This is a genomic window from Pseudomonadota bacterium (genome assembly GCA_026390555.1).
Classification (GTDB): domain Bacteria; phylum Bdellovibrionota_C; class UBA2361; order UBA2361; family OMII01; genus OMII01.
The window spans coordinates 1-22,619 of record JAPLFS010000071.1 but is presented as its reverse complement, the minus strand read 5'-3'; the positions used below and the strand labels follow the sequence as shown (position 1 = coordinate 22,619).

Annotated in this window: 21 protein-coding genes and 1 pseudogene; 10 read left to right on the top strand and 12 right to left on the bottom strand. The window is 50.9% G+C overall.

Annotated elements, in window-relative coordinates; genetic code table 11:
• Both NTV65_09805 and cysQ read right to left on the bottom strand, forming a co-directional pair.
• The coding region (locus tag NTV65_09805; protein MCX6115487.1) for a sulfatase at positions 1-1,064 on the bottom strand (1,064 nt) is incomplete at its 3' end.
• A gap of 91 nt (positions 1,065-1,155) precedes the next feature.
• A complete protein-coding gene (gene cysQ, locus NTV65_09800; protein MCX6115486.1) occupies positions 1,156-2,004 on the bottom strand; it encodes a 3'(2'),5'-bisphosphate nucleotidase CysQ in 849 nt (282 codons plus the stop codon).
• Between the two features lie 129 nt (positions 2,005-2,133).
• Between cysQ and NTV65_09795 the strand changes: the two genes are divergently transcribed.
• The 3 genes from NTV65_09795 to NTV65_09785 all read left to right on the top strand — a co-directional run bounded on the left by NTV65_09795 (position 2,134) and on the right by NTV65_09785 (position 5,000).
• Positions 2,134-4,209: a 3-hydroxyacyl-CoA dehydrogenase NAD-binding domain-containing protein gene (locus tag NTV65_09795; GenBank protein ID MCX6115485.1), complete on the top strand. Its 2,076-nt coding sequence runs from the start codon at positions 2,134-2,136 to the stop codon at positions 4,207-4,209.
• A gap of 175 nt (positions 4,210-4,384) precedes the next feature.
• Positions 4,385-4,717, top strand: a complete 333-nt coding sequence (locus tag NTV65_09790; protein MCX6115484.1) for a type II toxin-antitoxin system RelE/ParE family toxin — start codon at positions 4,385-4,387, stop codon at positions 4,715-4,717.
• A 1-nt stretch (position 4,718) separates the two neighbouring features.
• Positions 4,719-5,000 (top strand): helix-turn-helix domain-containing protein, encoded by a 282-nt coding sequence (locus NTV65_09785; GenBank protein MCX6115483.1) that lies wholly within the window; start codon positions 4,719-4,721, stop codon positions 4,998-5,000.
• Between the two features lie 118 nt (positions 5,001-5,118).
• Here the strand turns inward: NTV65_09785 and NTV65_09780 are convergent, their stop codons facing one another.
• Together NTV65_09780 and NTV65_09775 are read right to left on the bottom strand one after the other, a co-directional pair.
• The gene (locus tag NTV65_09780) at positions 5,119-5,511 is read right to left on the bottom strand and encodes a hypothetical protein (protein ID MCX6115482.1); all 393 of its coding nucleotides are present in this window, start codon (positions 5,509-5,511) and stop codon (positions 5,119-5,121) included.
• 16 nt (positions 5,512-5,527) lie between these two features.
• Positions 5,528-6,391 (bottom strand): hypothetical protein, encoded by an 864-nt coding sequence (locus NTV65_09775; protein MCX6115481.1) that lies wholly within the window; start codon positions 6,389-6,391, stop codon positions 5,528-5,530.
• Positions 6,392-6,752: 361 nt separating this feature from the next.
• Here NTV65_09775 and thrA point away from each other — a divergent pair, with 361 nt between their 5' ends.
• Genes thrA through thrC form a run of 3 tightly spaced genes read left to right on the top strand, consistent with a single transcriptional unit; the run spans position 6,753 to position 11,551 of the window.
• Entirely contained in the window at positions 6,753-9,218 is a 2,466-nt protein-coding gene (gene thrA / locus NTV65_09770) for a bifunctional aspartate kinase/homoserine dehydrogenase I (protein ID MCX6115480.1), read from the top strand.
• Between the two features lie 25 nt (positions 9,219-9,243).
• Positions 9,244-10,209: a homoserine kinase gene (locus tag NTV65_09765; protein ID MCX6115479.1), complete on the top strand. Its 966-nt coding sequence runs from the start codon at positions 9,244-9,246 to the stop codon at positions 10,207-10,209.
• A gap of 4 nt (positions 10,210-10,213) precedes the next feature.
• Positions 10,214-11,551 (top strand): threonine synthase, encoded by a 1,338-nt coding sequence (gene thrC, locus NTV65_09760; protein MCX6115478.1) that lies wholly within the window; start codon positions 10,214-10,216, stop codon positions 11,549-11,551.
• Here thrC and NTV65_09755 read toward each other — a convergent pair.
• Positions 11,541-11,690, bottom strand: a complete 150-nt coding sequence (locus NTV65_09755; GenBank protein MCX6115477.1) for a hypothetical protein — start codon at positions 11,688-11,690, stop codon at positions 11,541-11,543. The two genes, thrC and NTV65_09755, sit on opposite strands and share 11 nt — an antisense overlap.
• A 232-nt stretch (positions 11,691-11,922) precedes the next feature.
• Between NTV65_09755 and NTV65_09750 the strand changes: the two genes are divergently transcribed.
• Positions 11,923-12,252, top strand: a complete 330-nt coding sequence (locus NTV65_09750; GenBank protein MCX6115476.1) for a type II toxin-antitoxin system RelE/ParE family toxin — start codon at positions 11,923-11,925, stop codon at positions 12,250-12,252.
• The gene (locus tag NTV65_09745; protein ID MCX6115475.1) at positions 12,245-12,574 is read left to right on the top strand and encodes a transcriptional regulator; all 330 of its coding nucleotides are present in this window, start codon (positions 12,245-12,247) and stop codon (positions 12,572-12,574) included. Before NTV65_09750 ends, NTV65_09745 begins: the two co-directional genes overlap by 8 nt.
• A 353-nt stretch (positions 12,575-12,927) precedes the next feature.
• On the opposite strand, the gene NTV65_09740 is transcribed toward NTV65_09745, so the two are convergent.
• Together NTV65_09740 and NTV65_09735 are read right to left on the bottom strand one after the other, a co-directional pair.
• Positions 12,928-13,512 carry a DUF922 domain-containing protein gene (locus tag NTV65_09740; GenBank protein MCX6115474.1) on the bottom strand — a complete coding sequence of 195 codons (585 nt, stop codon included), beginning with the start codon at positions 13,510-13,512 and terminating at the stop codon, positions 12,928-12,930.
• 12 nt (positions 13,513-13,524) lie between these two features.
• Positions 13,525-14,109: a flagellar basal body-associated FliL family protein gene (locus NTV65_09735; protein ID MCX6115473.1), complete on the bottom strand. Its 585-nt coding sequence runs from the start codon at positions 14,107-14,109 to the stop codon at positions 13,525-13,527.
• 387 nt (positions 14,110-14,496) lie between these two features.
• On the opposite strand from NTV65_09735, the gene thrS reads away from it, so the two are divergent.
• Positions 14,497-16,302, top strand: a complete 1,806-nt coding sequence (gene thrS, locus NTV65_09730; GenBank protein MCX6115472.1) for a threonine--tRNA ligase — start codon at positions 14,497-14,499, stop codon at positions 16,300-16,302.
• Here thrS and clpB read toward each other — a convergent pair.
• The 5 genes and pseudogenes from clpB to NTV65_09705 all read right to left on the bottom strand — a co-directional run bounded on the left by clpB (position 16,269) and on the right by NTV65_09705 (position 21,819).
• The gene (clpB, locus tag NTV65_09725) at positions 16,269-18,872 is read right to left on the bottom strand and encodes an ATP-dependent chaperone ClpB (GenBank protein ID MCX6115471.1); all 2,604 of its coding nucleotides are present in this window, start codon (positions 18,870-18,872) and stop codon (positions 16,269-16,271) included. The genes thrS and clpB overlap by 34 nt on opposite strands.
• A 293-nt stretch (positions 18,873-19,165) precedes the next feature.
• Positions 19,166-19,961: pseudogene (locus NTV65_09720) on the bottom strand (DnaJ domain-containing protein).
• Positions 19,958-20,500 (bottom strand): gluconokinase, encoded by a 543-nt coding sequence (locus NTV65_09715; protein ID MCX6115470.1) that lies wholly within the window; start codon positions 20,498-20,500, stop codon positions 19,958-19,960. The pseudogene NTV65_09720 and the gene NTV65_09715 overlap by 4 nt, the downstream one beginning before the upstream one ends.
• Before the next feature lie 9 nt (positions 20,501-20,509).
• A complete protein-coding gene (locus NTV65_09710; GenBank protein ID MCX6115469.1) occupies positions 20,510-21,301 on the bottom strand; it encodes an N-formylglutamate amidohydrolase in 792 nt (263 codons plus the stop codon).
• Entirely contained in the window at positions 21,298-21,819 is a 522-nt protein-coding gene (locus NTV65_09705) for a hypothetical protein (GenBank protein ID MCX6115468.1), read from the bottom strand. The genes NTV65_09710 and NTV65_09705 overlap by 4 nt, the downstream gene beginning before the upstream one ends.
• 428 nt (positions 21,820-22,247) lie before the next feature.
• On the opposite strand from NTV65_09705, the gene NTV65_09700 reads away from it, so the two are divergent.
• Positions 22,248-22,619, top strand: a 372-nt coding sequence (locus tag NTV65_09700) for a hypothetical protein (protein MCX6115467.1), incomplete at its 3' end; no start/stop codon positions are given.

Genomic DNA, 22,619 nt, shown 5'->3' with positions numbered 1-22,619 from the left:
GTAGTAAAGGCTCTCTGCTTAAAAGCCTTTTGGATCTCTGTAAATACACCTTGTCGGGATTCAATCTCCGTATCATTTAAAAGCGATACCCCTGGTATGTCCTGGGTCACCTTGATACCAGCTGCATCAAGCGCCGTCGGAAAAACATCGATGGTACTGGTTGTAATATTCACTACCCTAGCACCTAGTACCTTGGGGGACTTTACAATCAGGGGAACATGCACCTCTTCGTTAAAGAGTTGGTGCCCGTGACCATGCTGTCCATGCTCCATAAACTGCTCGCCGTGATCAGCTACCAGGATAATGGTAAGGTCGTCGTAGAGCCCCTGCTCCTTAAGGTAGGAAAAAAGACGCCCAATCTGCGCGTCCATATATTTAATCTCGCCGTCGTAGTGATTAATGTATTTAAGCTCCCTAGGTGAATAGTGCTTGCCCGGAACTGCATCGGTAAAGGCGCTCTTGTACCGATCTGGCGGCGTATAGGGATCGTGCGGATCGATGAAGTGTAGGTACATAAAGAACGGCTTATCCTCTTTTAGAAGCCGATCGATCTGGGCCTCTCCGATCTTTACGATCTTCTCGGCTTGTGGGCTCTCCCTGTAGATAAAGGTCTCGAACCCCTGCTGATAACCGAAGTCTTCTGAGATCCACGGATTGGAGGAAACAGCTACAGTTGAATACCCATTCGCTTGAAAGATCTCAGCCAGGGTGACTAGCTTGTCTTCTAGCTTTATAGCAGCCTCCTTAACATCTGGACGTATATTCGGGGGCATCCAGCCATGTGTTGCCGGGTAAACCCCGGTGAACATCGAAGCAACCGAGGGTGGAGTCCATGGCGCCGCCGTAACGGTGTAGGAGAACCGTACGTTTTCCTGAGCGAAGTGATCTATATTGGGGCTAGTCGCGCGTTGATAGCCGTAAGCTCCCAGGTGATCAGCTCGTAGGGTATCGAGCATAAGAACGAGTACGTTGCCTTTAATAGGCTGTGCAGAGCGCCATAGGCCGATACTAACTGCAACTACTATAGCCAGTGCTAAGACTACTAACGCCCGTCGTTTGTTCATCGTGTTCACACCTTATACTTAACCGTGTACGGGCTGCCCCTCGGGGAAAGTGTAGCTCAAAGCAGCACTTTAAGACACCTATAGAGCTATTTTATAAGTTTCCAACACGATCATTCTGCCCCACATTCGGAAGCTTAAGATCTGCTCGGCAGGCTATAAAGTTGGGGTTAGCGAAGCCGCTCTTGCCGTACTCTAGCCGCTCTCCGTTATCGGCGTTAAGCACCTTACACCCAGACTCCTCAAGGATACACTGGCCAGCAGCGGTATCCCACTCCATGGTACGCCCGAAACGAAGATAGATATCGGCGCTACCCTCCGCTACGCGGCAGAACTTAATAGCCGAACCACACCGTATCTTCTCACTTACACCGTAGTCACGCAGCCAGCTCTCGCCAGCATCGGAGCCATGCGAACGACTTACCGCTGCGATTAGATTTCCTGTGGTGCGCTGATTAGAGATTACAGCAGAGCTTCCCTGATAGATACGTTGAGCACCCCCACCCTTTACCGCCAGATAGATCTCCCCCGTTACTGGAATACCGATCACACCAAGAACTGCAACACCCTTGGCAACTAGCGCTACGTTAATGGTGAACTCTCCATTTTTGGCGAGAAACTCCTTGGTTCCATCTAACGGATCAACCAGCCAGAATAGCTCCTGTGCAAGGTGTTGGTGTTCCGCCGTGATGCTCTCTTCACACACAACCGGAATTCCGGTTTGCTTTAACTCGCGCTCTATCAGGTCCGCAGCGGCGAGGTCCGCCTCTGATACCGGGGAACCGTCCCCCTTCTGCTGCTGCTGTATATAGGGGCGATTATAAATCTCCATAACTACCTCGGCCGCGCGTTCAACGATTTGAACGACGAAGGGAGTTCCTCCGAACGACTCAAGTAGTTGCTGCCAGCGAGGGGTCTGGATAGTGTCTTGATTTGCTGCCATGTTTACTGCCATCCGCCTATAATACCGCCCCCTTAAATCTATGTCGACAGGGCTTGCAATCACCTGATATCATTCGGACTTACTAAGCTGAATAGGATAATCTCTTCAGCGCCATCGAGCTAGCTACCTATGACCGGAACCGTCTCCCTAACCTTTTCAAGCGATAACGCCATTGCGCTCCTCTCCCTTGGCAATACTGATGAGCGTGCCATCACCCTAACCCCTGCTAGGCTGCAGTCCTTCATTGCTGCACTTAATGAGGTAAAGGACTCTAAGGCAACGGGGCTCGTTATTTTCGCTCCATCCCTAGAATCCTTCTGTGTCGGAGCGGATATCTCCCTTATTCAGAGCATCACCGACCCAACACACGGCGCAGCACTTGCCGCTGAAGGTCAGGCAGCCTACGACCTGCTAGAAGATCTCAGGTGTACCACCGTCGCTGCGATCAGTGGCCCGTGTGTCGGTGGCGGGTGCGAGATGGTGCTCGCCTGTACCTACCGCATCATGACCGATGCTAAATCGAGCGTGATCGGATTACCTGAAACTAAGCTCGGTATTCTGCCCGGCTTTGGAGGAACCTATCGACTCCCACGCGTTGTTGGACTACCGAAGGCGCTCGATATTATCCTCGCTGGAAAGACCCTTAAAGCCTCCCAGGCCTTTAAAGCTTCCCTAGTTGATGAGATCGTTTCATCCGCCACACTCCTATCACGTGCCGAAGAGATTGCACGCGGCAAGAATCCCCCCCGCCGACGAAAACTAGCGCTGATTGATCGGATTCTCTCCTCAAATCTTCTCGGTCGCGCACTTGTAAGAAATAGAGCGCGCACGGCGCTTCTAAAACAAACTAAGGGGTTTTATCCCGCGCCGATACGGGCGCTAAACGTAACAGTAGCTGGGCTAGCCCAAAATCGCCACGAGGCCCTACAGGTTGAAGCGCGCGAGTTGGGTGAGCTAATCACTACACAGCAAAGCAAAGCGCTCGTGCACCTATTTTTTCTGACCGAAGCTGCAAAGGGTCTCGGCAAGAGCGCTCGCAAAGAGATTGAAGGGCAACATTTCATGGTTATAGGAGCGGGCACGATGGGTGCCGGCATAGCCGGAGCCCTTGCAAGAAACTCGCATCAGGTGATCGTTAAGGATACCAGCGATAGCGCCCTAAAACGTGGCAAGGATCACCTGACTAAAGAGCTCGGAAAGCTGCGCTATCTCTCCTCATTTGAACGGGCTGCGATCGCAAATCGTATCGACTGGCTGCAGTTTCAAAGCAGCTCCTTTGAGCGTAGTAGTGTTGTGATCGAAGCGGTCTTTGAGGATATTAATCTTAAGAAGAAGATCTTTCAGGATATCGCTAACCGTGTGCCATCCGACTGTATACTGGCGTCTAATACCTCCTCACTATCGGTCTCTGAGATGGCGCGCGCCATTTCGCACCCTGAGCGCTTTGTGGGGATGCACTTCTTTAATCCGGTTGAAAAGATGCCCCTTGTCGAGATTATCAGGGGGGAGCATACAAACGATACGACCATCGCAAAGGTGGCGGCCATAGCAACCGAGATGGGTAAATTTCCGATAGTAGTGCGGGACGTTCCGGGATTTTTAATCAATCGAATCCTGATTCCGTATCTAAACGAGGCTGTCTTTCTGTTACAGGAGGGGCATTCAATTGAGGCTATCGATGGCGCAGCGCTTGATTTCGGTATGCCGATGGGTCCAATTCGCCTACTTGATGAGGTTGGCCTAGACGTTGCCGCACACGTCTCTAAGGTTATGGTCGCTGGCTACGGTGAACGCATGGCGGTACCGGACTTTGCAGAGAGGCTTCAAGCGCTTGGGCGCAAGGGACGCAAGACCAATGCGGGCTTCTGTGATTATCAGGGGAAAAGTAGCTCAGTATGGGGCGGTCTTGCAGCGGCCCTTAATCTGCCAAGCAAGCCGCAAACGCCACTATCTAAGCAAGAGATTACCGAGCGTCTGATCTACCACCTAGTTAATGAGGCCATGAAGTGCCTAAATGAGGGCGTTGCTGGCAGCGAGCGTGAGGCCGCAATAAAGCAGATTGATCTAGGCACCGTTATGGGGATCGGTTTTCCACCGTTTCGGGGTGGAGTCTTGTACTTTGCGCAGCAAACCGGACTAGATTCTATTCGTTCTCGGCTTACAAACTTTGCCGCCATGTACGGGAGTCGTTATGAAGTTTTTTAGTAACTAGTCAGCATATTCCAGAAATATTCGTCTACAGTAATGACACTCAATAGCCCCTCAGGGGCCGATTTGGTGAGCCCGTCCAGCAGCGCAAGCTGCTTGCGCTGCAATGCGGTGGGGGTAAAAACATTATAAGCCTTGCCTTATTATAAGCGATAGCTTATAATTACATAAGATGAAAGTTAAGTACTATTTAACCACAGGCGGGCGGAGTCCTATAGAAATGTTTGTTCTAGCTTTGCCTGAGCAGACTCGTTTGGAGATCGTTGATGCGATTGCATTATTGGGAAGTGGCCTAAAGCTTGAAATGCCACTTAGCCGTAATCTTTCGAGCATTAGACCTGGCCTTCATGAATTACGTTTTCGAGATAGGGCCGGGCAGGTTCGGATCATATATTATCTCAAGAGAGGCGAGGCTATATACTTAGTCCATGCATTTAGAAAGAAAACGCAGGGCATTCCATCTAGAGAAATTGATTTAATTCTTAAGAGACTAAAGGAGGTTTGATATGGCTTGGAAAGAAATGACAATTGAAGAGTTAGCTGAATCGCTTGGCTCTAATATTACTGAAGTTCGTGAGAAGCAAAAGTTAATAGCTATGATTCTAAAGATACGTAAAGCTAAAAAACTATCCCAGGCTGCTTTAGCAAAAAAGCTGGCGATTAGCCAAGCAAGAGTGGCTCAAATTGAATCAGGAATTGGCACAGCACAAGTAACTTTTGATATCTTATTCAATATTTTAGTTGCTCTTGGTTATGACTATCGGGTCGTAACAACAAAAGCAGCATAACAATAAAAACCACTGGACGCAGACAAGTCTGAGTAATCATTTGTAAGGGGTCACGGCCATTAAGTTTTCGTGCTCGGCTTACAAGCTTTGCCGCTCTGTACGGGAGTCGTTATGAGCCTTACGCTGCGTCCTTAACGCCAAGATTCCAGCGCCTATAGAAGCTCTCAAGCGCTCCTGTATATTCCCGATCGACCGTGTCGATGATTACACCTAAGACGCACTGTTGCTCCTCTTGCAAAATCGCTGGATTCGGAAGTTGCGCAATCATCGCAAGTGCTATCTCCTTTGTATGCACGCGCCCACGTGTTGCTATTGAGATCTTCTCTGAGATCTCAAGGATATTAAAGGCTACGTTGTGCTCAATCGCAGCCTGTAAAGAGGCGGCTAATTCGCGCACGATGCGATGGATAATACTAGGCGAGAGTTCGCCGGGATAATTCGTAATGCCGAAGCACCAGCCATCCAGCTCAATCTGAAAAACCTCGTCGTAGCGATCCTTTACTAAAAACATAGCTACTCTCTCTTTTCTAATTTGCGTTGGCCATTTCAACCAGTTTACTCGGTTCAATATCAATCTCTGGAATACCTAAGAGTCGATTGGCGATACTGCCAGGAATAGCAAGTGCTGTAGTCACCCCTACCCCGTTTTCAATGTCCTCCATGATCCGTTCCTGCAAGGTATGTGCGAAGTAACCGAGCATCATCACCCTAATATCCTCTAAAATCTTGGCCTCCGTAGCTGGATCAAGGGAATCAGGTAGACGGGTTAATCTCTTTAACTCCTCGTACGAAGCTGCTCCCTCACGAACTAGCTGCAAGCGAATATCATCGATCTCTGAGGGCTCCAGTCCAAGTCTCTTTAGATTAGCGCCTATCAGTTGCGAAGCAAAAACAACCCAGGAATGCTGCGCCACCTCTGCGCTGCGACTCGCCTGTTGCTGAATATCCCTGCGTGCACTCGGCTGCGGAGTAGCCGAGCGAGCCTGATTATTCTGTGATTCAATCACAGCTGTTGCTGGTGACATTGTCGGTGAAAGTCTCTGCGCTTCAGAGAGGCCCGCATCAAAAGCACCCTTAACAAGCGCAGCCCCAGCCAATATACTCTCTTTGGGCGGAACTTGACGCTCGGCGCGCGCGGATTGCTCGAGATTAATTAAAGTCCCTACCCGCTCTAAGCTTCCCAACTTATCCTGCGCTTTAAGCGCCGAGTAGAACTTTTCAAAACGCTCTTCGAGTATCGTAGCGATCCGGGACTTAAGCGATGGCAAGCTGCGACTGTTCAACGCCTGCGAGGGCGTGCTCAGCTTAGTAGTCCAGAGCAGATCATCGGCCACCGCAGAATTATGCGCCTGTTGATCGTGTTTATGTTCGGTCCGGTTATCAGCCACCATATAGGTCAAAGTTACGGAAGATCTTCAAGATAATCAAAGGTAGGGGAAAGTCCCCCAATTCTAACCCTTCATGAAGATGTTATAGCGGTACTAATTCGATCTGTTGCATAACGATCGTGACAAAAGGCCATTTTGCTTCAGTTATTCATTATGGCACGCCAAAAAAGGGGGTGTTCACTTGCGAGCTGTTGAATATCTCCTTATGTTTTAATAGGTTAGCGGTAACTACTGACACGGTTCTATCCGGCTAAATAGCTCTACTATTCAGATAGTTACAAGGAATCTGTCACCGTTTTTCGTGCGCTCCCTTCCTAGCACTCGGTTCATCTAAATTTGGGTAACACGTTGAAAGAGTTCTCTAATGCCCCTTAAAAAGATCCTTAAATTTGGCGGCTCCTCCGTTGGCTCACCGAGTCGCATAGTAAGCCTAATTGAGATCGTGAGCGATCCGGCTCGTTATCAAGAGGGCGAGGTGCTAGCCGTTGTCGTCTCTGCATTTCAGGGAGTGACTGATACCCTAATCGCTCTGGCACGTAGCGCTGTAGCACACGAGTCATACATTGCAGGACTCCGCGATATTGAGAAGCGCCACCTTGAGGCGCTACACGAGCTCCTACCTGCCACAACACGTAGTGGCGCCCTGGCATCGGTTAAAGTTCTGATCAATGAGCTCTCGGATCTTCTGCACGGGGCGGAACTTGTAGGAGAGTGCAGCCCACGCACCCTCGATCACATTATGAGCTTTGGAGAGCGGCTCTCCGCTTTTATCGTTAGTGCAGCCTTTATTGCGCAGGGCCATGCAGCCGAGATGCTCGATGCTCGTCAAGTGATCGTTACAAACGATCTCTTTGGCAACGCGCGCCCCGATCGTGCTGCTACCGACAACGCCATTACAAGCTACTTCGCAGAGCATTCGAAGCTTCAGATCGTAACGGGATTTATCGGCGCTACGAAGGGCTCAGGTCAAACTACAACGCTTGGTCGGGGCGGCTCAGATCTTTCGGCTTCAATCTTTGGCGCAGCGCTTAAGGTATCAGAGATAGAGATCTGGACCGACGTGGACGGCATGTTAACTGCCGATCCGCGTAAGGTCCCTAAGGCCTTTCCGATCCCTGAGGTTACCTTTGAAGAGGCCATGGAGCTGTGTCACTTCGGGGCCAAGGTGATCTATCCACCAACAATGCAACCAGCGATCACGGCCAATATTCCGATAGTGATTAAGAACACCTTTAATCCAGCTAGTCAGGGAACTCGCATCGTTAAACGAGCCGTTGATCACCCCTTTGCTATTACAGGCATCTCCTCTATCAACGCCATCGCCCTTATTCGGCTAGAGGGTAGCGGTTTGGTGGGGGTAACTGGAACAGCGATGCGACTCTTTCGAGCGCTGGCTACGCAGCACACCAACGTTATCTTAATTACTCAGGCATCCTCTGAGCACACGATCTGCTGCGCGATAGACCCTGCTGGCATTACCGGCGCACGCCTCGCCGTCGAGGAGGAGTTCGGTCTTGAGATAAACGCTGGCTTAATCGCCCCACTGCATGTTGAAGAGAACCTCGCCATCGTATCGGTCGTGGGCGAGAGTATGCGTAGCTCCCCCGGAATGTGTGGCCGGGTGTTTTCAGCCCTGGGTGCAAACGGCATAAACGTTGTTGCAGTTGCACAGGGCTCTTCAGAGCTTAATATCTCAGCCGTAATCTCAGATAGAGATGAGGCCAAGAGCCTTAATGCCCTGCACGACGAGTTCTTCCTGAGCCATTCAAAGACTATTAACCTGTGGGTCGTTGGAACCGGATTAATCGGCTCCACCCTGCTACAGCAGATCGCATCTCAACGCGAGGTTCTCCTCAGTTCGCTCGGAATTGATCTGCAACTGCGCGGCATCGCAAACAGCCGCCGCATGGCGCTCTCTCAGGATGCGCTAACACCTTTGCCGATCAGCACCGAGTTACTCGACACGCAACCTGCGTACGATGCCGCGCAGTTTCTCAAGCACGCCATCTCGAATAATCTTCCGAACAGTATCTTCGTTGACTGCACTGCAAGCGAGGAGGTCCCGAAGCTCTATCCACAGCTCTTTGAAAAAAGTATCGCAGTTGTAACCCCTAATAAACGGGGTATCTCGGGCTCACTCTCGCTCTATTCAACGTTGCGTGAAGCGGCCCTAAAGCGCCGCGTTCCGTTTCTGCACGAGACCTGTGTTGGAGCCGCACTTCCAGTATTAAGCACATTAAACGATCTGGTACGCAGCGGTGACACGGTGCGCTCAATTGAGGCCGTACTTTCCGGAACATTAAGCTTTATCTTTAACTCGATGTCGAACGGCATCCCCTTTAGCGCCGCCGTAAAGGAGGCTAAAGAGCTAGGATACACGGAACCAGATCCACGCGACGACCTCTCCGGCCTGGATGTCGCTCGTAAGGTGCTGATCCTCGCCCGTGTTGCTGGAATTCCACTTGAGCTCGAACAGATCAGAATAAATTCAATCTTGCCGGAAGAGGCTATGAATTGGTCGCCAGATGAGTTTATGGAGAAACTCCCAACCTTAGATCATCACTTTGAGCAGCAATTAAACGAGGCAAAGAACCAGAGGCAACGGCTCTTCTTTGGTGCTCGTATCGACTGTGAAACGGGCTATGCTGAGATCGGAATGCGCGCAGTGGCGCTTGATCACCCATTCTGTGCCCTGCAGGGCGCAGATAATCTGGTTGCCTTTTCAACTCGCAGATACTCTAAGCAACCCTTAGTGGTAAAGGGGCCCGGCGCAGGTGCCGAGGTAACCGCCGCTGGTGTCTTTGCCGATATTATTCGGATAGCGCGATGAGGCGCGAGAAAGGTAACCTCGCAAGATGAACTCAGTACGGGTCTTCGCTCCAGCAACTGTGGCCAATGTCGGATCAGCGTTCGATGTGCTCGGTTTTGCGCTCGACGCTCCCGGAGACATCGTCGAAGCTCGTATCAGCGCTACTCTAGGGTTTAGGGGGGTTAGGATCGTTTCCATTACGGGGGATGGCGGTCGCCTCCCCCTTGATACCGCGAGAAACACCGCTGGAGTTTCGGCTGCCGCGCTCCTTGAGCACCTAACACACCGCGATCCAAAAAGTTACGGAGAGATCGGCCTTGAGCTTACTATAGAAAAGGGGCTTCCGATCGGTAGCGGTCTAGGCTCAAGCTCCGCCAGTACGGTCGCCGCAGTTGTAGCGGCGAACGAGCTGCTTGGTGCTCCGCTCTCTAGGATGGAGCTGATACCGTTTGCTATGCAGGGGGAGCAGGTAGCCTGCGGAGCGGCGCATGCGGATAATGTAGCGCCCTCGCTACTGGGTGGATTCGTTCTTATTCGCAGCTACACTCCGCTAGATATAATAGCGCTGCCCGCCCCGACAAAGCTCTGGGTATCGGTTATCTCGCCGCACCTTGAGCTACGCACTCAGGATGCCCGTAAGGTGCTTAAACGCACCGTCTCGATGGATCTTGCAGTTGCGCAGTGGGGTAACGTTGCAGCGTTAGTTGCCGGAATCTACCGAAACGATGTAGCTCTGATGGGTCGTGCGCTCGAGGACCGCATAGTAGAGCCGGAACGTGCTCAATTAATCCCAGGGTTCTTTGAGGCTAAGGAAGCCGCACTTCTGGCGGGGGCTAGCGGTTGCTCGATCTCAGGCTCCGGGCCCTCAATATTCGCGCTTAGTGATTCAGGCGAAAAGGCGCAATCAATCGGCGCTGCAATGACTCAGGTACTCAACAAACTCGACCTTTCCAGCACCCTACATATCTCTCGGGTTAATCAGGAAGGCGCACAGGTTCTAGCGAGGGCATAACGGCATGACGCTCCATAGCACCCTTAATCAAACGAGCACTACGAGCTGGCGAGATGCCGTACTACGGGGGCTGGCGCCGGATGGGGGGCTTTTTCTTCCCACAACCCTGCCGACCCTCTCAGAGGGTCGGCGTGCCCACCTAGCAACCCTGACATTTCCTGAGCTCGCCTCTGAGATCTCAGCACTCTTTCTTAAGGATGAGGTTCCAGTAGATTTACTAAAACAGATCTCTAGCGCAGCCTTTACCTTTGACCTGCCCATGCGTGAGATCGCACCATCCACCTTTATCCTTGAGCTCTTTCATGGGCCAACGTGCGCCTTTAAGGACTTCGGGGCGCGCTTTATGTCGCACCTCTTTCGCTACTTCTTGGGCGCTGAGGGTGCGCCGCTAACGGTACTTGTAGCGACCTCTGGCGATACAGGTAGCGCGGTTGCAAACGCCTTCCTTGATTACTCTCCGAACCCCCGCATTAAGGTTGCGATCCTCTTTCCAAAGGGCAAGGTAAGCGTTGTTCAAGAAAAACAGATGACAACCCTCGGCAAAAATGTATCTGCCTTTGAGGTAGATGGAACCTTTGACGATTGCCAGCGCTTGGTTAAACAGGCCCTGGCAGATAATACTTTGACGAAACAGACCCCACTTACTTCAGCCAATTCAATCAATATCGCACGCCTCCTGCCACAGATGTTTTACTATATATATGCGGGGCTGCAGCTCTCACGCCGCCACTCACACAGTGCGGCTCCGATCTTTTCCATACCGAGCGGCAACCTCGGCAATATTACGGGCGGGCTCCTTGCAAGCATAATCGGGCTCCCAGTTTCTCAGCTAATCGCAGCCTGTAACGCTAACGCCGCATTTCCGCACTACTTACAAAATAGAGAGCAAAGTGGGGAGCTCTCTCCGCAGCCCTCCCGTGAAACGCTCTCAAACGCTATGGATGTTGGAAACCCCAGCAACTTCTCCCGTATCGCTTCGTTGTGTAAGCAGCAGGCCCTTGATCTACCAGGTATTATGTCGGGCTTCAGTATCTCAGATGCTGAGACCTTAGAATGCATGACGCGCTGCTATAGTGAGTCGGGCTACGTTCTCGACCCACACACCGCGGTCGGACTGCGCGCACTGGAGCTATATCGGGAGGGTAACGAGGCGTGCTCCTCAGTGCCTGCAATCGTGCTTGCAACAGCTCATCCAGCTAAGTTTTCCTCCGTGGTAGAGAGTGCAATCGGATCTGCGCCGCAGATTCCGCAGCAGCTACAAGGTGCGCTCAGCGCTAAGGGGTATAAGATCTCTCTCGATAATTGCTATGATTCTTTACGCCAGCAGCTACTTAGTCTGTAACGCTCCATAACCCTTCAGAGCGACCATGTGCGGTCTGCGCATCGTAGTTGCGATCTAGCTCCTTTACCTCTAGCAGAACCCCCTGTGCAATGTCGTGCCCCCAAGTATTCGAGTCTCCATAACAAAGTAACTTTCTCATACCGCCCTCCATAAATAGCAAATCTGGTATTTTTTGGAATCTCTTCTGTTGAATCTTTACTCCTTGCGAGTAGTTTTTCCAAGGGGTAGGAGCCATACGAACGATTGAAGTAATAGAGAGCTTTCTGGAATTCCTGAGGCACTGCCCCTTCACCACACATACAATAATCACCAAGCCACAAAGGTGTATAATCTCTCTTGACACATTGTCGCTTTCAGGCGACACTCGAAAAGTGGAACCGAAATTTAGACGGCTAAAAACATACATCAGGCCGAATGGTAAAGCACCATTTGAGGAATGGGTTGTAAATATTCGGGATAAAACCTTAGTGGCAAAGGTCTTCACCAGAATAGACCGCCTGAAGGTCGGAAACTTTGGTGATTGTAAGAGTGTTGGTAATGGCGTGTTTGAGCTTCGATTGCATTTTGGATCCGGTTACCGAATTTATTTTGGTGTAATCGGATCAGAAGTGATTCTCCTATTGTTAGCAGGGGACAAGTCTTCTCAAAAGAAGGATATTGAAAAAGCAAAATTGTATTGGAAGGAGTTTTCAAATGGCTAAACAGAAAAGACGCATAAAATCCAGAAACTATGACAGCTTTCTGAAAAAGCAGCTTCAAAACCCCGACATGTCGGCTGAGTATCTCTCTGCTGCTGTAAGAGAAGGTTCGTTAGAGGGATTCCTAATTGCTCTTAAAAGTGTTGCCGAAGCCCATGGTGGGATTGGCACTATTGCTAAAGTAACAAACCTCAATCGCCAAAGTATGTACAGAATGTTTTCTGAGCGAGGCAATCCCACAGTGTCAAATTTATTAACGGTGCTTCATGCGCTCGGGATCGAAATCTCCTTCATTTCACAGGAAAAGAAGAAAAAAGCAGCCTAAGAGCCTGTGTTACAGGCTCTAGAGTCTGTATAACGCGGAGCTTGAATAACCCTATGCGCCATAATGAAGTTAACCTGTTCGAGAGTAAGCGGACTCTCAGTAGAACCCTGCCCCCAAACCATATGAAAGAAATTTGACACACATCTATATTGAACTCGCGTGCTGCATTCAATAGACCCAAAAATCCCGCAGAAAACAGATCATCGTAGATACTGTCAGGGAGGGCATAAGGGCATTGGTACGGGGTCACGGCCATTAAGCATAACAAGGAGTGACCCCGTACCAATGATCTTCCAATGATCTTTAAAAGATCTCTCTCGATAATTGCTACGATTCTTTACGCCAGCAGCTACTTAGTCTGTAACGCTCCATAACCCTTCAGAGCGACCATGTGCGGTCTGCGCATCGTAGTTGCGATCTAGCTCCTTTACCTCTAGCAGAACCCTCTGTGCAATGTCGTTTGCCTTTTGAACTGTTATAGCGCCGTGCCTGTGCCCCCAGAGATTGATACGCTCGGCTATCGAGGGGGCTACCGTTCGCAGATGCTTTAGGTGATTAAGCTCATGCGTTGTGAGCCGCTCCTGATATGCCTCCCAAGCCGCTAGCAGCTCCGCAGTAAGCTCTACATCTGCGGCGAGGCGTGGAAGGGTGACCTTTGCACTGCACCGCACCGCAACACTCTTAGGAGCCACGCTGCCATCTGAGTTGCGCCTCCAGTCCCAATGCACATCCCATTCCGTAGCAGCGAAGCGTCTCACCCCCCGTTCATCGATCGGGCCCCGCTCTAGCATCGAGGCCCGCAGCTCATCTGCGTTCCTGCCCCGCACATCGTAAGACACAAACTCAATAGTTGTTGCGCACACGGACGGTTTTTGGAGCGGCTCCATGCCTGTCAGCGAAAGGATTAGGGCTAGCGCACCGTATTCGAGCAATCGCACGCGCCTACTCCGTCATTGAATAATAAATTCGGTAAAAAACACCTGGGTTACAGCGGGTCGCTCAAGCGCAATAGCTTCATTTAGACCTTCAATGAGCTCCTCTCCAAGGCGATCCTTTCCATCCTGGGTGAGCATCTCATCAACCCGCTTGGATGATAGGATCCTGATAATAGTGTGGCGAAGTATCGTCTCCTTCTTTGAGAGATGTGCTGGAACTCCTGCCCCACCCGCGGCCTCTCCACCTGCTGCACCACCTCCGTGAGCGGAGCCTCCACCCTCACCACCTTCAACCATCATGGTCTGCTTATCTAGTAGGGCAGCGTCGTATTCAATAATGACATGCGTCTTTAGAAATGATGACGTTTCAGATAGGTTTACGACAAAGATGCCGAGATCGAAGTTCTCAAGTCGTTTGACCTCCTCAAGCTCCTCCTCGACAACGGCCTCATCGGATACCTCTCCACCTGAGAGAAACATCGGCACCCCGGCTCCCGCTATGAGTGAAAGTACCCCAAGCCCGATAAAAATCAGCTTGTTCTTACTCTTTGGCTTCGCTTCTGTAGGCTTATCGCCCCCGGCTTCCTTTTGTTCCGACATATAGCTACCCCGCCCTTTTTTATCCCTATACGAGTATAGTCGGTTAATTTCTTAGAAAGGATTAGGGCTTTTGTGGCTGTGGGGCACCTTTACTGATATCAGCAGGCCACAAATACCTTATATTGCAACGGTTATTCTGCTAAGTTATGGTCTTATCTGGTAACTATTCACCCCAGTATAAACTTGTCGGGAGTTAAAAGGATTCGATCTTGCGATCGGTCTTTAAGCCCCATCTTTCTTGACGTCCCCTGATCGGGGACGCTCATTTTAGGGGTGAATAGTTATTGTTTTCACCCCAGTTTGCTCTGCAAACTCGCCCCTTGATAGGGGCTAACGCACACGGAGCTGGCCGGGTAAATAATTACTATTATATTGGTGGCTAATACGATGGAAGCAAGCAACGACCCCCTCTACTCTATCCGCCACTCCCTGGCGCACGTTCTAGCTCAAGCTGTACTTGAGATTAGGCCCAATTCTAAGCTCGCCTTCGGTCCCCCGATCGATACCGGATGCTACTACGATTTTGACTTCGATGTGCCCCTTACTCCGGAAGATTTCAAAACCATCGAAAAATCAATGCGTAAGATAATCGGACGGCGGCAGCCCTTCGTTGCCTCAAAGCGCTCTGTAGCTCAAGCAGTTGAATACTTAAAGGGTCGTGATGAGGGCTATAAGGTAGAGTACTGTCTGGAGCTCGGAGAGCGGGGTGAATCGGAGATCGGCTTCTATACTAACGGACCGTTCGAAGATATGTGCGCAGGTCCACACCTCAATCACACCGGCGAGATCCCGCCAGATTGTTTCATGATCGATTCGCTCGCTGGAGCTTACTGGCGTGGAGATGAGAAGAACAAACAGCTCACACGTGTTTACTGTTTAGCATTTAAGAACAAGGATGATCTTAAGAGCTACGTTGGAAAGCGCGAGCTTGCGCGCGAGCGCGAGCACAGAAAGCTTGGAAAGGAGCTCGACCTTTTTAGCATAGATCACGAGGGGGTTGGTTCTGGTCTGATCCTTTGGCACCCGCGGGGTGGAATCATTCGTTACCTGATCGAAGAGCACTGCCGCAAGATGCACCTTGAGGGTGGCTACGAGTTCGTATATTCACCGCATATCGGTCGCGCAACCCTGTGGGAAACAAGTGGTCACCTCTCCTTCTATAAGGACGGTATGTTTGCGCCAATCGACGTCGAGGGCCAGGAGTACTACCTAAAGCCCATGAACTGCCCCTTCCACTGTAAGATCTTTGACGCCGTGCCCAAGTCCTACCGCGATCTGCCAAAGCGCTTCGCTGAGTGGGGTACCGTCTACCGATTTGAGCGCAGCGGAACGCTCTCAGGCTTAACTCGAGTACGGGGCTTTACGCAGGACGATGCGCATCTATTCTGCCGCAAGGACCAGATGCCGCAAGAGATCGATAAGGTCCTAGCGTTTAGTGTCAATCTGCTGCGAGACTTCGGACTAAAGGACTTCCACCTTTATTTAAGCACCCGTCCCGCAGAACGAGTTGGCGCGGAGGAGCACTGGGATGCTGCTGAGGATGCCCTTAAGCAGGCGTTAGAGCGCAGCGGATTGCCCTTCTCGCTAAAGGAGGGGGACGGCGCCTTCTACGGACCGAAGATCGATATCTGCGTTAAAGATATGCTCGATCGTGAGTGGCAACTAAGCACCATTCAGTTCGACTTTAATCTTCCTGAGCGTTTTGACCTCTCATACACGGATGCCGATGGAACGAAGGTGCGCCCATATATGATTCACCGCGCCCTGTGCGGTTCGATGGAGCGTTTCTTTGCTATACTGATTGAGCATTTTGGTGGCGCGTTCCCAACCTGGCTGGCTCCGCTGCAAGCCGTTATTATCCCTGTTAATGAGGGGTGCCAAGATTACGCTACTGCCTTTAGCAGCGCTCTTGTCCAGAGGGGCTTTCGTAGCGAGGTAGATCTCGCCAGCGATTCCTTCAATAAGAAGATTCGAAACGGTATTACCAGAAAAGTTCCGAATATCCTTATCGTTGGCAATAAGGAGGTTGAGGAGGGCTCCGTTACCCTAAGAAGGTACTGTGTTAAGGAGCAGATCTCGCTCTCTAAGGAGCAGTTCGTTGAGCGCCTAGAGCACCTTACCAAGCATCGCGTGATGGATAATTTTGCGGATGTTGGTAACTACCCCGCTTTAATAGAGAGCACCCCATCCTGAACTCCAACCTGCAAGGTGGAGCCGGGTGGTAGCTCATCGCTAATAATCGCTCTACCGATACGAGTTTCAAGCTCGCGTTGAATGTAGCGTTTAAGGGGGCGCGCGCCGTAGACCGGATCGTATCCGGAGTTAGCGATAAACTCCTTGGCGTCCTGAGAGACCTCAAGCTTTATATTACGCTCCGCTAAGCGCTTAGTTACATCAGCTATAAGCAGCCCTACGATCACCGTAATCTCGCTCAGTGAAAGAGGTTTAAAGAGCACGATCTCATCAACGCGGTTTAGGAATTCAGGTCTAAAGTGCCCACGTAGATCGCGCATTACTGAGGAGCGCGCAGACTCACTAATTTCAGCCTCGCCTGAAATCCCCTCAAGCAGGTAGTGCGAGCCGATATTAGAGGTCATGATAATAACCGTATTCTTAAAATCGACCGTTCTTCCCTGTGAATCCGTAACACGACCATCATCAAGGATCTGCAGCAGCACGTTAAATACATCCGCATGGGCCTTCTCGATCTCATCGAACAGGATAACGCAGTACGGTTTGCGACGCACAGCTTCCGTCAGCTGCCCGCCCTCCTCATAGCCGATATAGCCGGGAGGCGCTCCGATCAGCCGCGTAACCGCGAACTTCTCCATATATTCACTCATATCGACGCGAATCAGGCTCTGCTCGCTATCAAAGAGTACCTCCGCCAGGCTCTTGGCCAACTCGGTCTTTCCTACGCCGGTTGGACCTAGAAAGATAAATGATCCGATCGGACGTCTAGGGTCCTTGATACCAGCTCGTGCACGAATAACGGCGTCGGCTACGAACCGTACGGCCTCCTCCTGTCCGATAACACGGTCATGAAGTATCTGATCTAGCTTAAGCAGTTTGGTCTTTTCACCCTCAATCAATCGGGTCACTGGAATACCGGTCCAGCGCGCGACGATCTCTGCTATCTCACCATCAGTAACCTCTTCACGCAGCAGTCGACGAGCACTATCCTTACTAATGGTCGACTCCTCCCCCTCTAACTGCTTTTCAAGCTGCGGCAACTTTCCATGCTTAAGCTCCGCTGCTTTATTGAGGTCGTATTGACGTTCAGCTATCTCGATATCACGCCGTAGCTGCTCTATCTGCCCACGCAGCGCCTGCAACTTGTGAATAGCGCCCTTCTCCCTCTGCCACTGTGAACGCATAGCATCGGCATGAATACGGGCCTCACTTAGCTCATCAACGAGCGCCTTAAGTCGCTCCTGACTTGCTCGGTCGGCCTCTTTTTTAAGCGCGGCTTCTTCGATCTCAAGCTGCATAATACGACGGGTGATCTGATCAAGCTCTGCCGGCATTGAGTCGATCTCGGTGCGAATCGTTGCACACGCCTCGTCCATTAGATCTATGGCCTTATCTGGCAAAAATCGATCGGAGATATAACGATCCGACAGGGTTGCAGCCGCAACGAGTGCATTATCCTGAATTCGCACCCCATGGTGCACCTCAAAGCGCTCTTTGATACCACGCAGAATTGAGATCGTATCTTCAACGTTCGGTTGATCTACCATTACCGGTTGAAAGCGTCGCTCAAGCGCAGCATCCTTCTCAAGGTGCTGCCTGTACTCATCGAGCGTAGTTGCGCCGATACAGTGCAGCTCTCCACGCGCAAGCATCGGCTTAAGCATATTGCCTGCGTCCATCGACCCTTCGCTCTTACCTGCGCCCACTATCGTATGCAGCTCATCAACGAAGAGGATAACGCGGCCATCGGACTTTTTAACCTCCTGCAGTACAGCCTTCAGCCGTTCTTCAAATTCACCACGATACTTAGCTCCTGCGATCAGTGCCCCCATATCAAGCGAAAAGATGCTCTTATCTTTTAACCCATCAGGAACATCGCCCCGCACGATGCGCTGTGCCAGCCCTTCAACTATAGCTGTTTTACCGACGCCCGGCTCACCAATCAAAACCGGATTGTTCTTTGTCTTGCGGGATAATATCCGAATAACACGTCGGATCTCATCATCCCGCCCGATTACTGGATCAAGCTTGCCCTTACGGGCTTCCTGCACAAGGTCACGGCCGTAACGATCGAGAGCCTCGTAGGTCGCCTCAGGATTTGCGCTCTGAACCCGTTGATTGCCACGCACTACGTTGAGTGCAGCAAGTAATCTATCGCGAGTCAGTCCAAATTTTGTACAGATCTTTCCGAATGAAGTTTTTGTATCGCCCTCGATAGTGGCGAGCATCAGATGCTCTGTGGAGACATATTCATCTTTAAGGCGCTTGGCCTCCTCCTCAGCCTTAACAAAGGATTGCCCGAGCCGCTGCGTAAGGAAGACCTTGCCTGGTTCAATCCCGGGGCCTGAAACACTTGGGCGCTTCTCGATCTCTTTTTCGATCGCAGCCACGAATGGCTCTAGTGGAATATCCATCTTTTCAAAGAGGCGCGGAATTAGTCCGCCCTGCTGCTCTAGCAAGGCTACGACGAGGTGCTCTATATCGACCTCAGTGTTTCCACGTCGTATGGCGCTTGACTGCGCAGCCTGTAGGGCCTCTTGAGATTTTTGAGTAAAGCGTTGCAGATCCATCCCTTCCCCGTCAGCTAAGATTAACTACTAGTAACTAGTCAGCATATTCCAGAAATATTCGCATACGGTAATGACACTCAATAGCCCCTAAGGGGCCGATTTGCTCCGCAAATCGGGGGTGAAAACATTAACTGGTCACAAAATCTGCCGTCCCCGATCAGGGGACGACCAATCGAATTACCTATGAAACTTCGCCGTAATCTGAGTAGCTTGAATCGCGACATTAAACTACGGTGACCAGTTACAACTACTTAGGATAAGGATAATCATCGCCAGGCGATTATTCGAGCACTTTATGCGACACCCCTCGGATTAAAGCGCGACGTAGTGGCTAACTTCTCGAAGATCTCGCGCTCTTCCTCAGACAACGTAGTTGGAATAACTATCCTTATCTCCACAATAACGTCACCTTTTGCCCCTTTCTTGAGCGAAAATCCCCGCCCCCGTAACCGTAACTTAGCACCGGTCTGAGATCCCGCAGGGATAGAGAGCTTTATTGTTCCATCAGGTAGAACAAGATCTACCTTTGCGCCGAGTACGGCCTCCCAGGGGGAGATCGGAAGGCGCACTATAAGATCGCTTGCTGATGAGGAATAGCGTGGGCTGGCGGCATGTTTTATACGCAGAAAAAGGTCCGCCTCGCCCCCTTTTCCAGGTAACCTAATTACACTACTATCTATCGTTCCAGCGGGGATCTTTACGTTTAATGATCTGATCTTACCGCTAGCGCCGCGAAGTTGAATCGAGCGCGTTGCTCCATTAAAGGCCTCCTCAATAGAGACCTCAAGTAACGCCTCCTGCGGTGGTGCGGCGCGAGATGCCCCTCCAGCTCGACCTTCTCCCCCTCCAAAGCTCGTTCCGAATTGCGCCCCCTGGCCGAACTGAGAGGCCCTTTCACCGAACATCGCAGAGAAAAAGTCACTAAAGTTCATTGGCCTCGTTAATCTCCTTAAAGCGATCTTCTGCACCTTTGCTTTTATTTATATCTGGATGGTATTTACGCGCCAGCTTGCGATAGGCCTTCTGCACATCGTCGGCTGATGCTGAACGCTCTACACCCAAGACCTCGTAGTAATCTCTAAATTTCACGACCTCTCCTGATTATCTATACGGCGCAGTTTATCAAGCACATTTACGATCTCCTGAAATGAAGCTTCCTCACTACCTGCAACCGAGATTATATGAGCACATTCATCGGAATCAGGACGTTCTAAGGTAGCAAGCTGACTTTCAAGCAGTGTGGGCGGCATATACTCGTGCTTACGAGCGGCTAAGCGCTTTGCAAGAACCTCTCTTGGTGCATCGAGTAAAAAAAATAGCATCCCTCCCTGTAATCCTTGCGCAACTCTGTCACGATAAACACGACGTAACGCTGAGCAGGTTACCACAACGAAGGGCGCAGTAGACTCGCGCATCGCCAGGTTAAGAGCATCGAGCCAAGGCCAGCGGTCTTCGTCGGTTAGTGGCACCCCTGCCCTCATCTTCTCCCTATTGGCCGTTGGATGACATGTGTCGGCTTCGATAATGGGAGCACCATTAAGGTGCTGTGCGGTGCGCTCCGCCAGGGTGGTCTTGCCTGAGCCACACACCCCCATAAATATAATCTTTGTACTTAGCGTAAGACTCATTGCTTTTATTTATATCGCAGGCTGAATAACCTTATCAACGATACGCCGGATGCATCCAAGCATGCAATCAAAGTTTGCGCTGCGCTCAGTTGTGGCCTCATTCATATAGGTACTGCGGTTTACCTCTAACATAAAGGCCGTTACGCGCTTATCACGATAGAGCGGCAGGGGCACATATGTTCCAGAGAACGGCCGATCTAATCCGAATGAGTATCCTGCCTCCAGAACGATCTCTTTAATACCGTGCACGATGTGCTGCGGGGTATGATGCGTATCTGTGCCTAAAACAAGATCTGGGCGCAGTGCCTCGCCGTCTATCTCATACGGCAGTGGGGAGGCGGGGTAGGAGTGACAATCAAATACGAAACAATGCCCGAAGCGTGCAATGGTTTGATTGACCAATGTGATAAGTTCGGTGTGATACGGACGATAGAACTGCTCTAGTAATGCCTCGCGCTCCTCAGGGCGCAGCTCTCGGCGTATTTTTTGACGACTACAGCCGTGCGTATAGAGCACCCCCATGCCACGCGCTGCCATACTCTCCTGTGCGTCATCTTCAAAGCGCTCCGGATCGAGAACGAATCGACTAACATCGTGCCGTACTATACAACCACCACGCTCTACTATCGGGGCATACAGTTGGTCGGTAAACCAATCAACGAGCAGACGTTGCTCCTCAATCAGAGCCTGATCAGAGATAATAAACTGCTCTCGAATCTGCGCTGGTATGAAGCTTGAGCTGTGCGGAACGTTTGCAATAATTGGAATGGAGGGGTGCGGATTAATAACCGTATAGCTCATAGCGACATCTCTACAAAATCTGGGGTTCCCCATACTACATAGTTCCAAGACGGTGCTGCAAGCTCCTCCTTCCAGGCATGCCGTGCGACCTCACGAAAGCCGTGCCGCGCATAGAAGCGCGGCAGAGCTCCGTTCAGATCATAGCAGCATAAGGAGCTTCCGCCTCTAGCCTTTGCCTCTTCAAGCAAGAGATCCCCATACCTCTTGCCAGGATAGCTAAAGATTGACGAGATCTCTGGCCCCAGCAATCCGAAACCTCCCATGCTATCCTCTGTAAGAAACAACCTTGTATTCGTTCCCCGATAAGCCTGCACCGAAAGAGGTGTAAGACAAACTATAAACTTTGATGGCAAGGCTTCGCGTGCCTGCACAAAGCGCTCGATCTCTTCAGATTGGGAACACTCAACGATGCCGATAGATCTCCGTTGCCGCACCGCTAGCAGTGACGCACTAATGGCTGGAAGAACTAGCTTCTCTAGATTCAATTCAATGGTAGAAACACGCTCAGTATCACGCATGAAACGTCCAAAAGCGACAGGGTCCAAAGTGACACGGCCAAAAGTGACACGGTCAAAAGAGACACAGTTATTTAGTGTAGTAGGAAGAGGTTTCCCTATGCCGAGATCCGACTTAAGGGCCAATCCTTTAGCCCGGTGCTTACGCCCCGGGCCGGCACTTTGATACTTAGTAGTATCAGCGCACCATCTGGTAAGCACCGTTCAGCCGCACCCTTAGATTGTTGGGAACGGCGGTCGGTTGCTGGATGACTTAATGGACCAGAGGCCTATTCATCACTCTTGATTTGTCTTTGAAAATAACACCAACTGGCGCGTTGTTCAAGTCAGCAAGCACTGAAACTATAAAAGCCGCTTGCTCATACTAAATCACGCAGTAGAATGGCCCTGTTAGAGCATAAAGCTCCCTGGCCCTAAGGTTCTCAGAAAATATGGCTTCATTCCTCGGTCAAATAACCTCGCACGATCAGACCTTGCGAGTCGGCATTATTAAAGCGGCTGACTCCCCTCATAGCGTTATGTTTATGGAGGGTGATGTAAGCAACAAGGGTACTCATGACGGCTCTCTACAGGGCCGTATGGTGTTCTTTGATGTGGTCCAAACCAACAACGGACCCACAGCCGTAAATATCAGTCTGGCTAGGAAACGCTTCTTTCGCCCCGGCGATTGGCTGGTCGTGTGCCTAGCCCCTCTAACCCTCTTGGCGGCAACGTACGTCCTGCAGATAGAATTGCGCTGCTCTCTGCTATTAAGTTACATTATCTCAGTTAACCTGCTGTGCTTTATTATAATTGCACTGCTT

Excerpts from the sequence above, each read along its gene's own strand:
- cysQ (MCX6115486.1), bottom strand. The coding sequence starts at position 2,004 with ATGGCAGCAAATCAAGACACTATCCAGACCCCTCGCTGGCAGCAACTA.
- NTV65_09795 (MCX6115485.1), top strand. The coding sequence starts at position 2,134 with ATGACCGGAACCGTCTCCCTAACCTTTTCAAGCGATAACGCCATTGCG.
- NTV65_09790 (MCX6115484.1), top strand. The coding sequence starts at position 4,385 with ATGAAAGTTAAGTACTATTTAACCACAGGCGGGCGGAGTCCTATAGAA.
- NTV65_09785 (MCX6115483.1), top strand. The coding sequence starts at position 4,719 with ATGGCTTGGAAAGAAATGACAATTGAAGAGTTAGCTGAATCGCTTGGC.
- NTV65_09780 (MCX6115482.1), bottom strand. The coding sequence starts at position 5,511 with ATGTTTTTAGTAAAGGATCGCTACGACGAGGTTTTTCAGATTGAGCTG.
- NTV65_09775 (MCX6115481.1), bottom strand. The coding sequence starts at position 6,391 with ATGGTGGCTGATAACCGGACCGAACATAAACACGATCAACAGGCGCAT.
- thrA (MCX6115480.1), top strand. The coding sequence starts at position 6,753 with ATGCCCCTTAAAAAGATCCTTAAATTTGGCGGCTCCTCCGTTGGCTCA.
- NTV65_09765 (MCX6115479.1), top strand. The coding sequence starts at position 9,244 with ATGAACTCAGTACGGGTCTTCGCTCCAGCAACTGTGGCCAATGTCGGA.
- thrC (MCX6115478.1), top strand. The coding sequence starts at position 10,214 with ATGACGCTCCATAGCACCCTTAATCAAACGAGCACTACGAGCTGGCGA.
- NTV65_09755 (MCX6115477.1), bottom strand. The coding sequence starts at position 11,690 with ATGAGAAAGTTACTTTGTTATGGAGACTCGAATACTTGGGGGCACGAC.
- NTV65_09745 (MCX6115475.1), top strand. The coding sequence starts at position 12,245 with ATGGCTAAACAGAAAAGACGCATAAAATCCAGAAACTATGACAGCTTT.
- NTV65_09735 (MCX6115473.1), bottom strand. The coding sequence starts at position 14,109 with ATGTCGGAACAAAAGGAAGCCGGGGGCGATAAGCCTACAGAAGCGAAG.
- thrS (MCX6115472.1), top strand. The coding sequence starts at position 14,497 with ATGGAAGCAAGCAACGACCCCCTCTACTCTATCCGCCACTCCCTGGCG.
- clpB (MCX6115471.1), bottom strand. The coding sequence starts at position 18,872 with ATGGATCTGCAACGCTTTACTCAAAAATCTCAAGAGGCCCTACAGGCT.
- NTV65_09715 (MCX6115470.1), bottom strand. The coding sequence starts at position 20,500 with ATGAGTCTTACGCTAAGTACAAAGATTATATTTATGGGGGTGTGTGGC.
- NTV65_09710 (MCX6115469.1), bottom strand. The coding sequence starts at position 21,301 with ATGAGCTATACGGTTATTAATCCGCACCCCTCCATTCCAATTATTGCA.
- NTV65_09705 (MCX6115468.1), bottom strand. The coding sequence starts at position 21,819 with ATGCGTGATACTGAGCGTGTTTCTACCATTGAATTGAATCTAGAGAAG.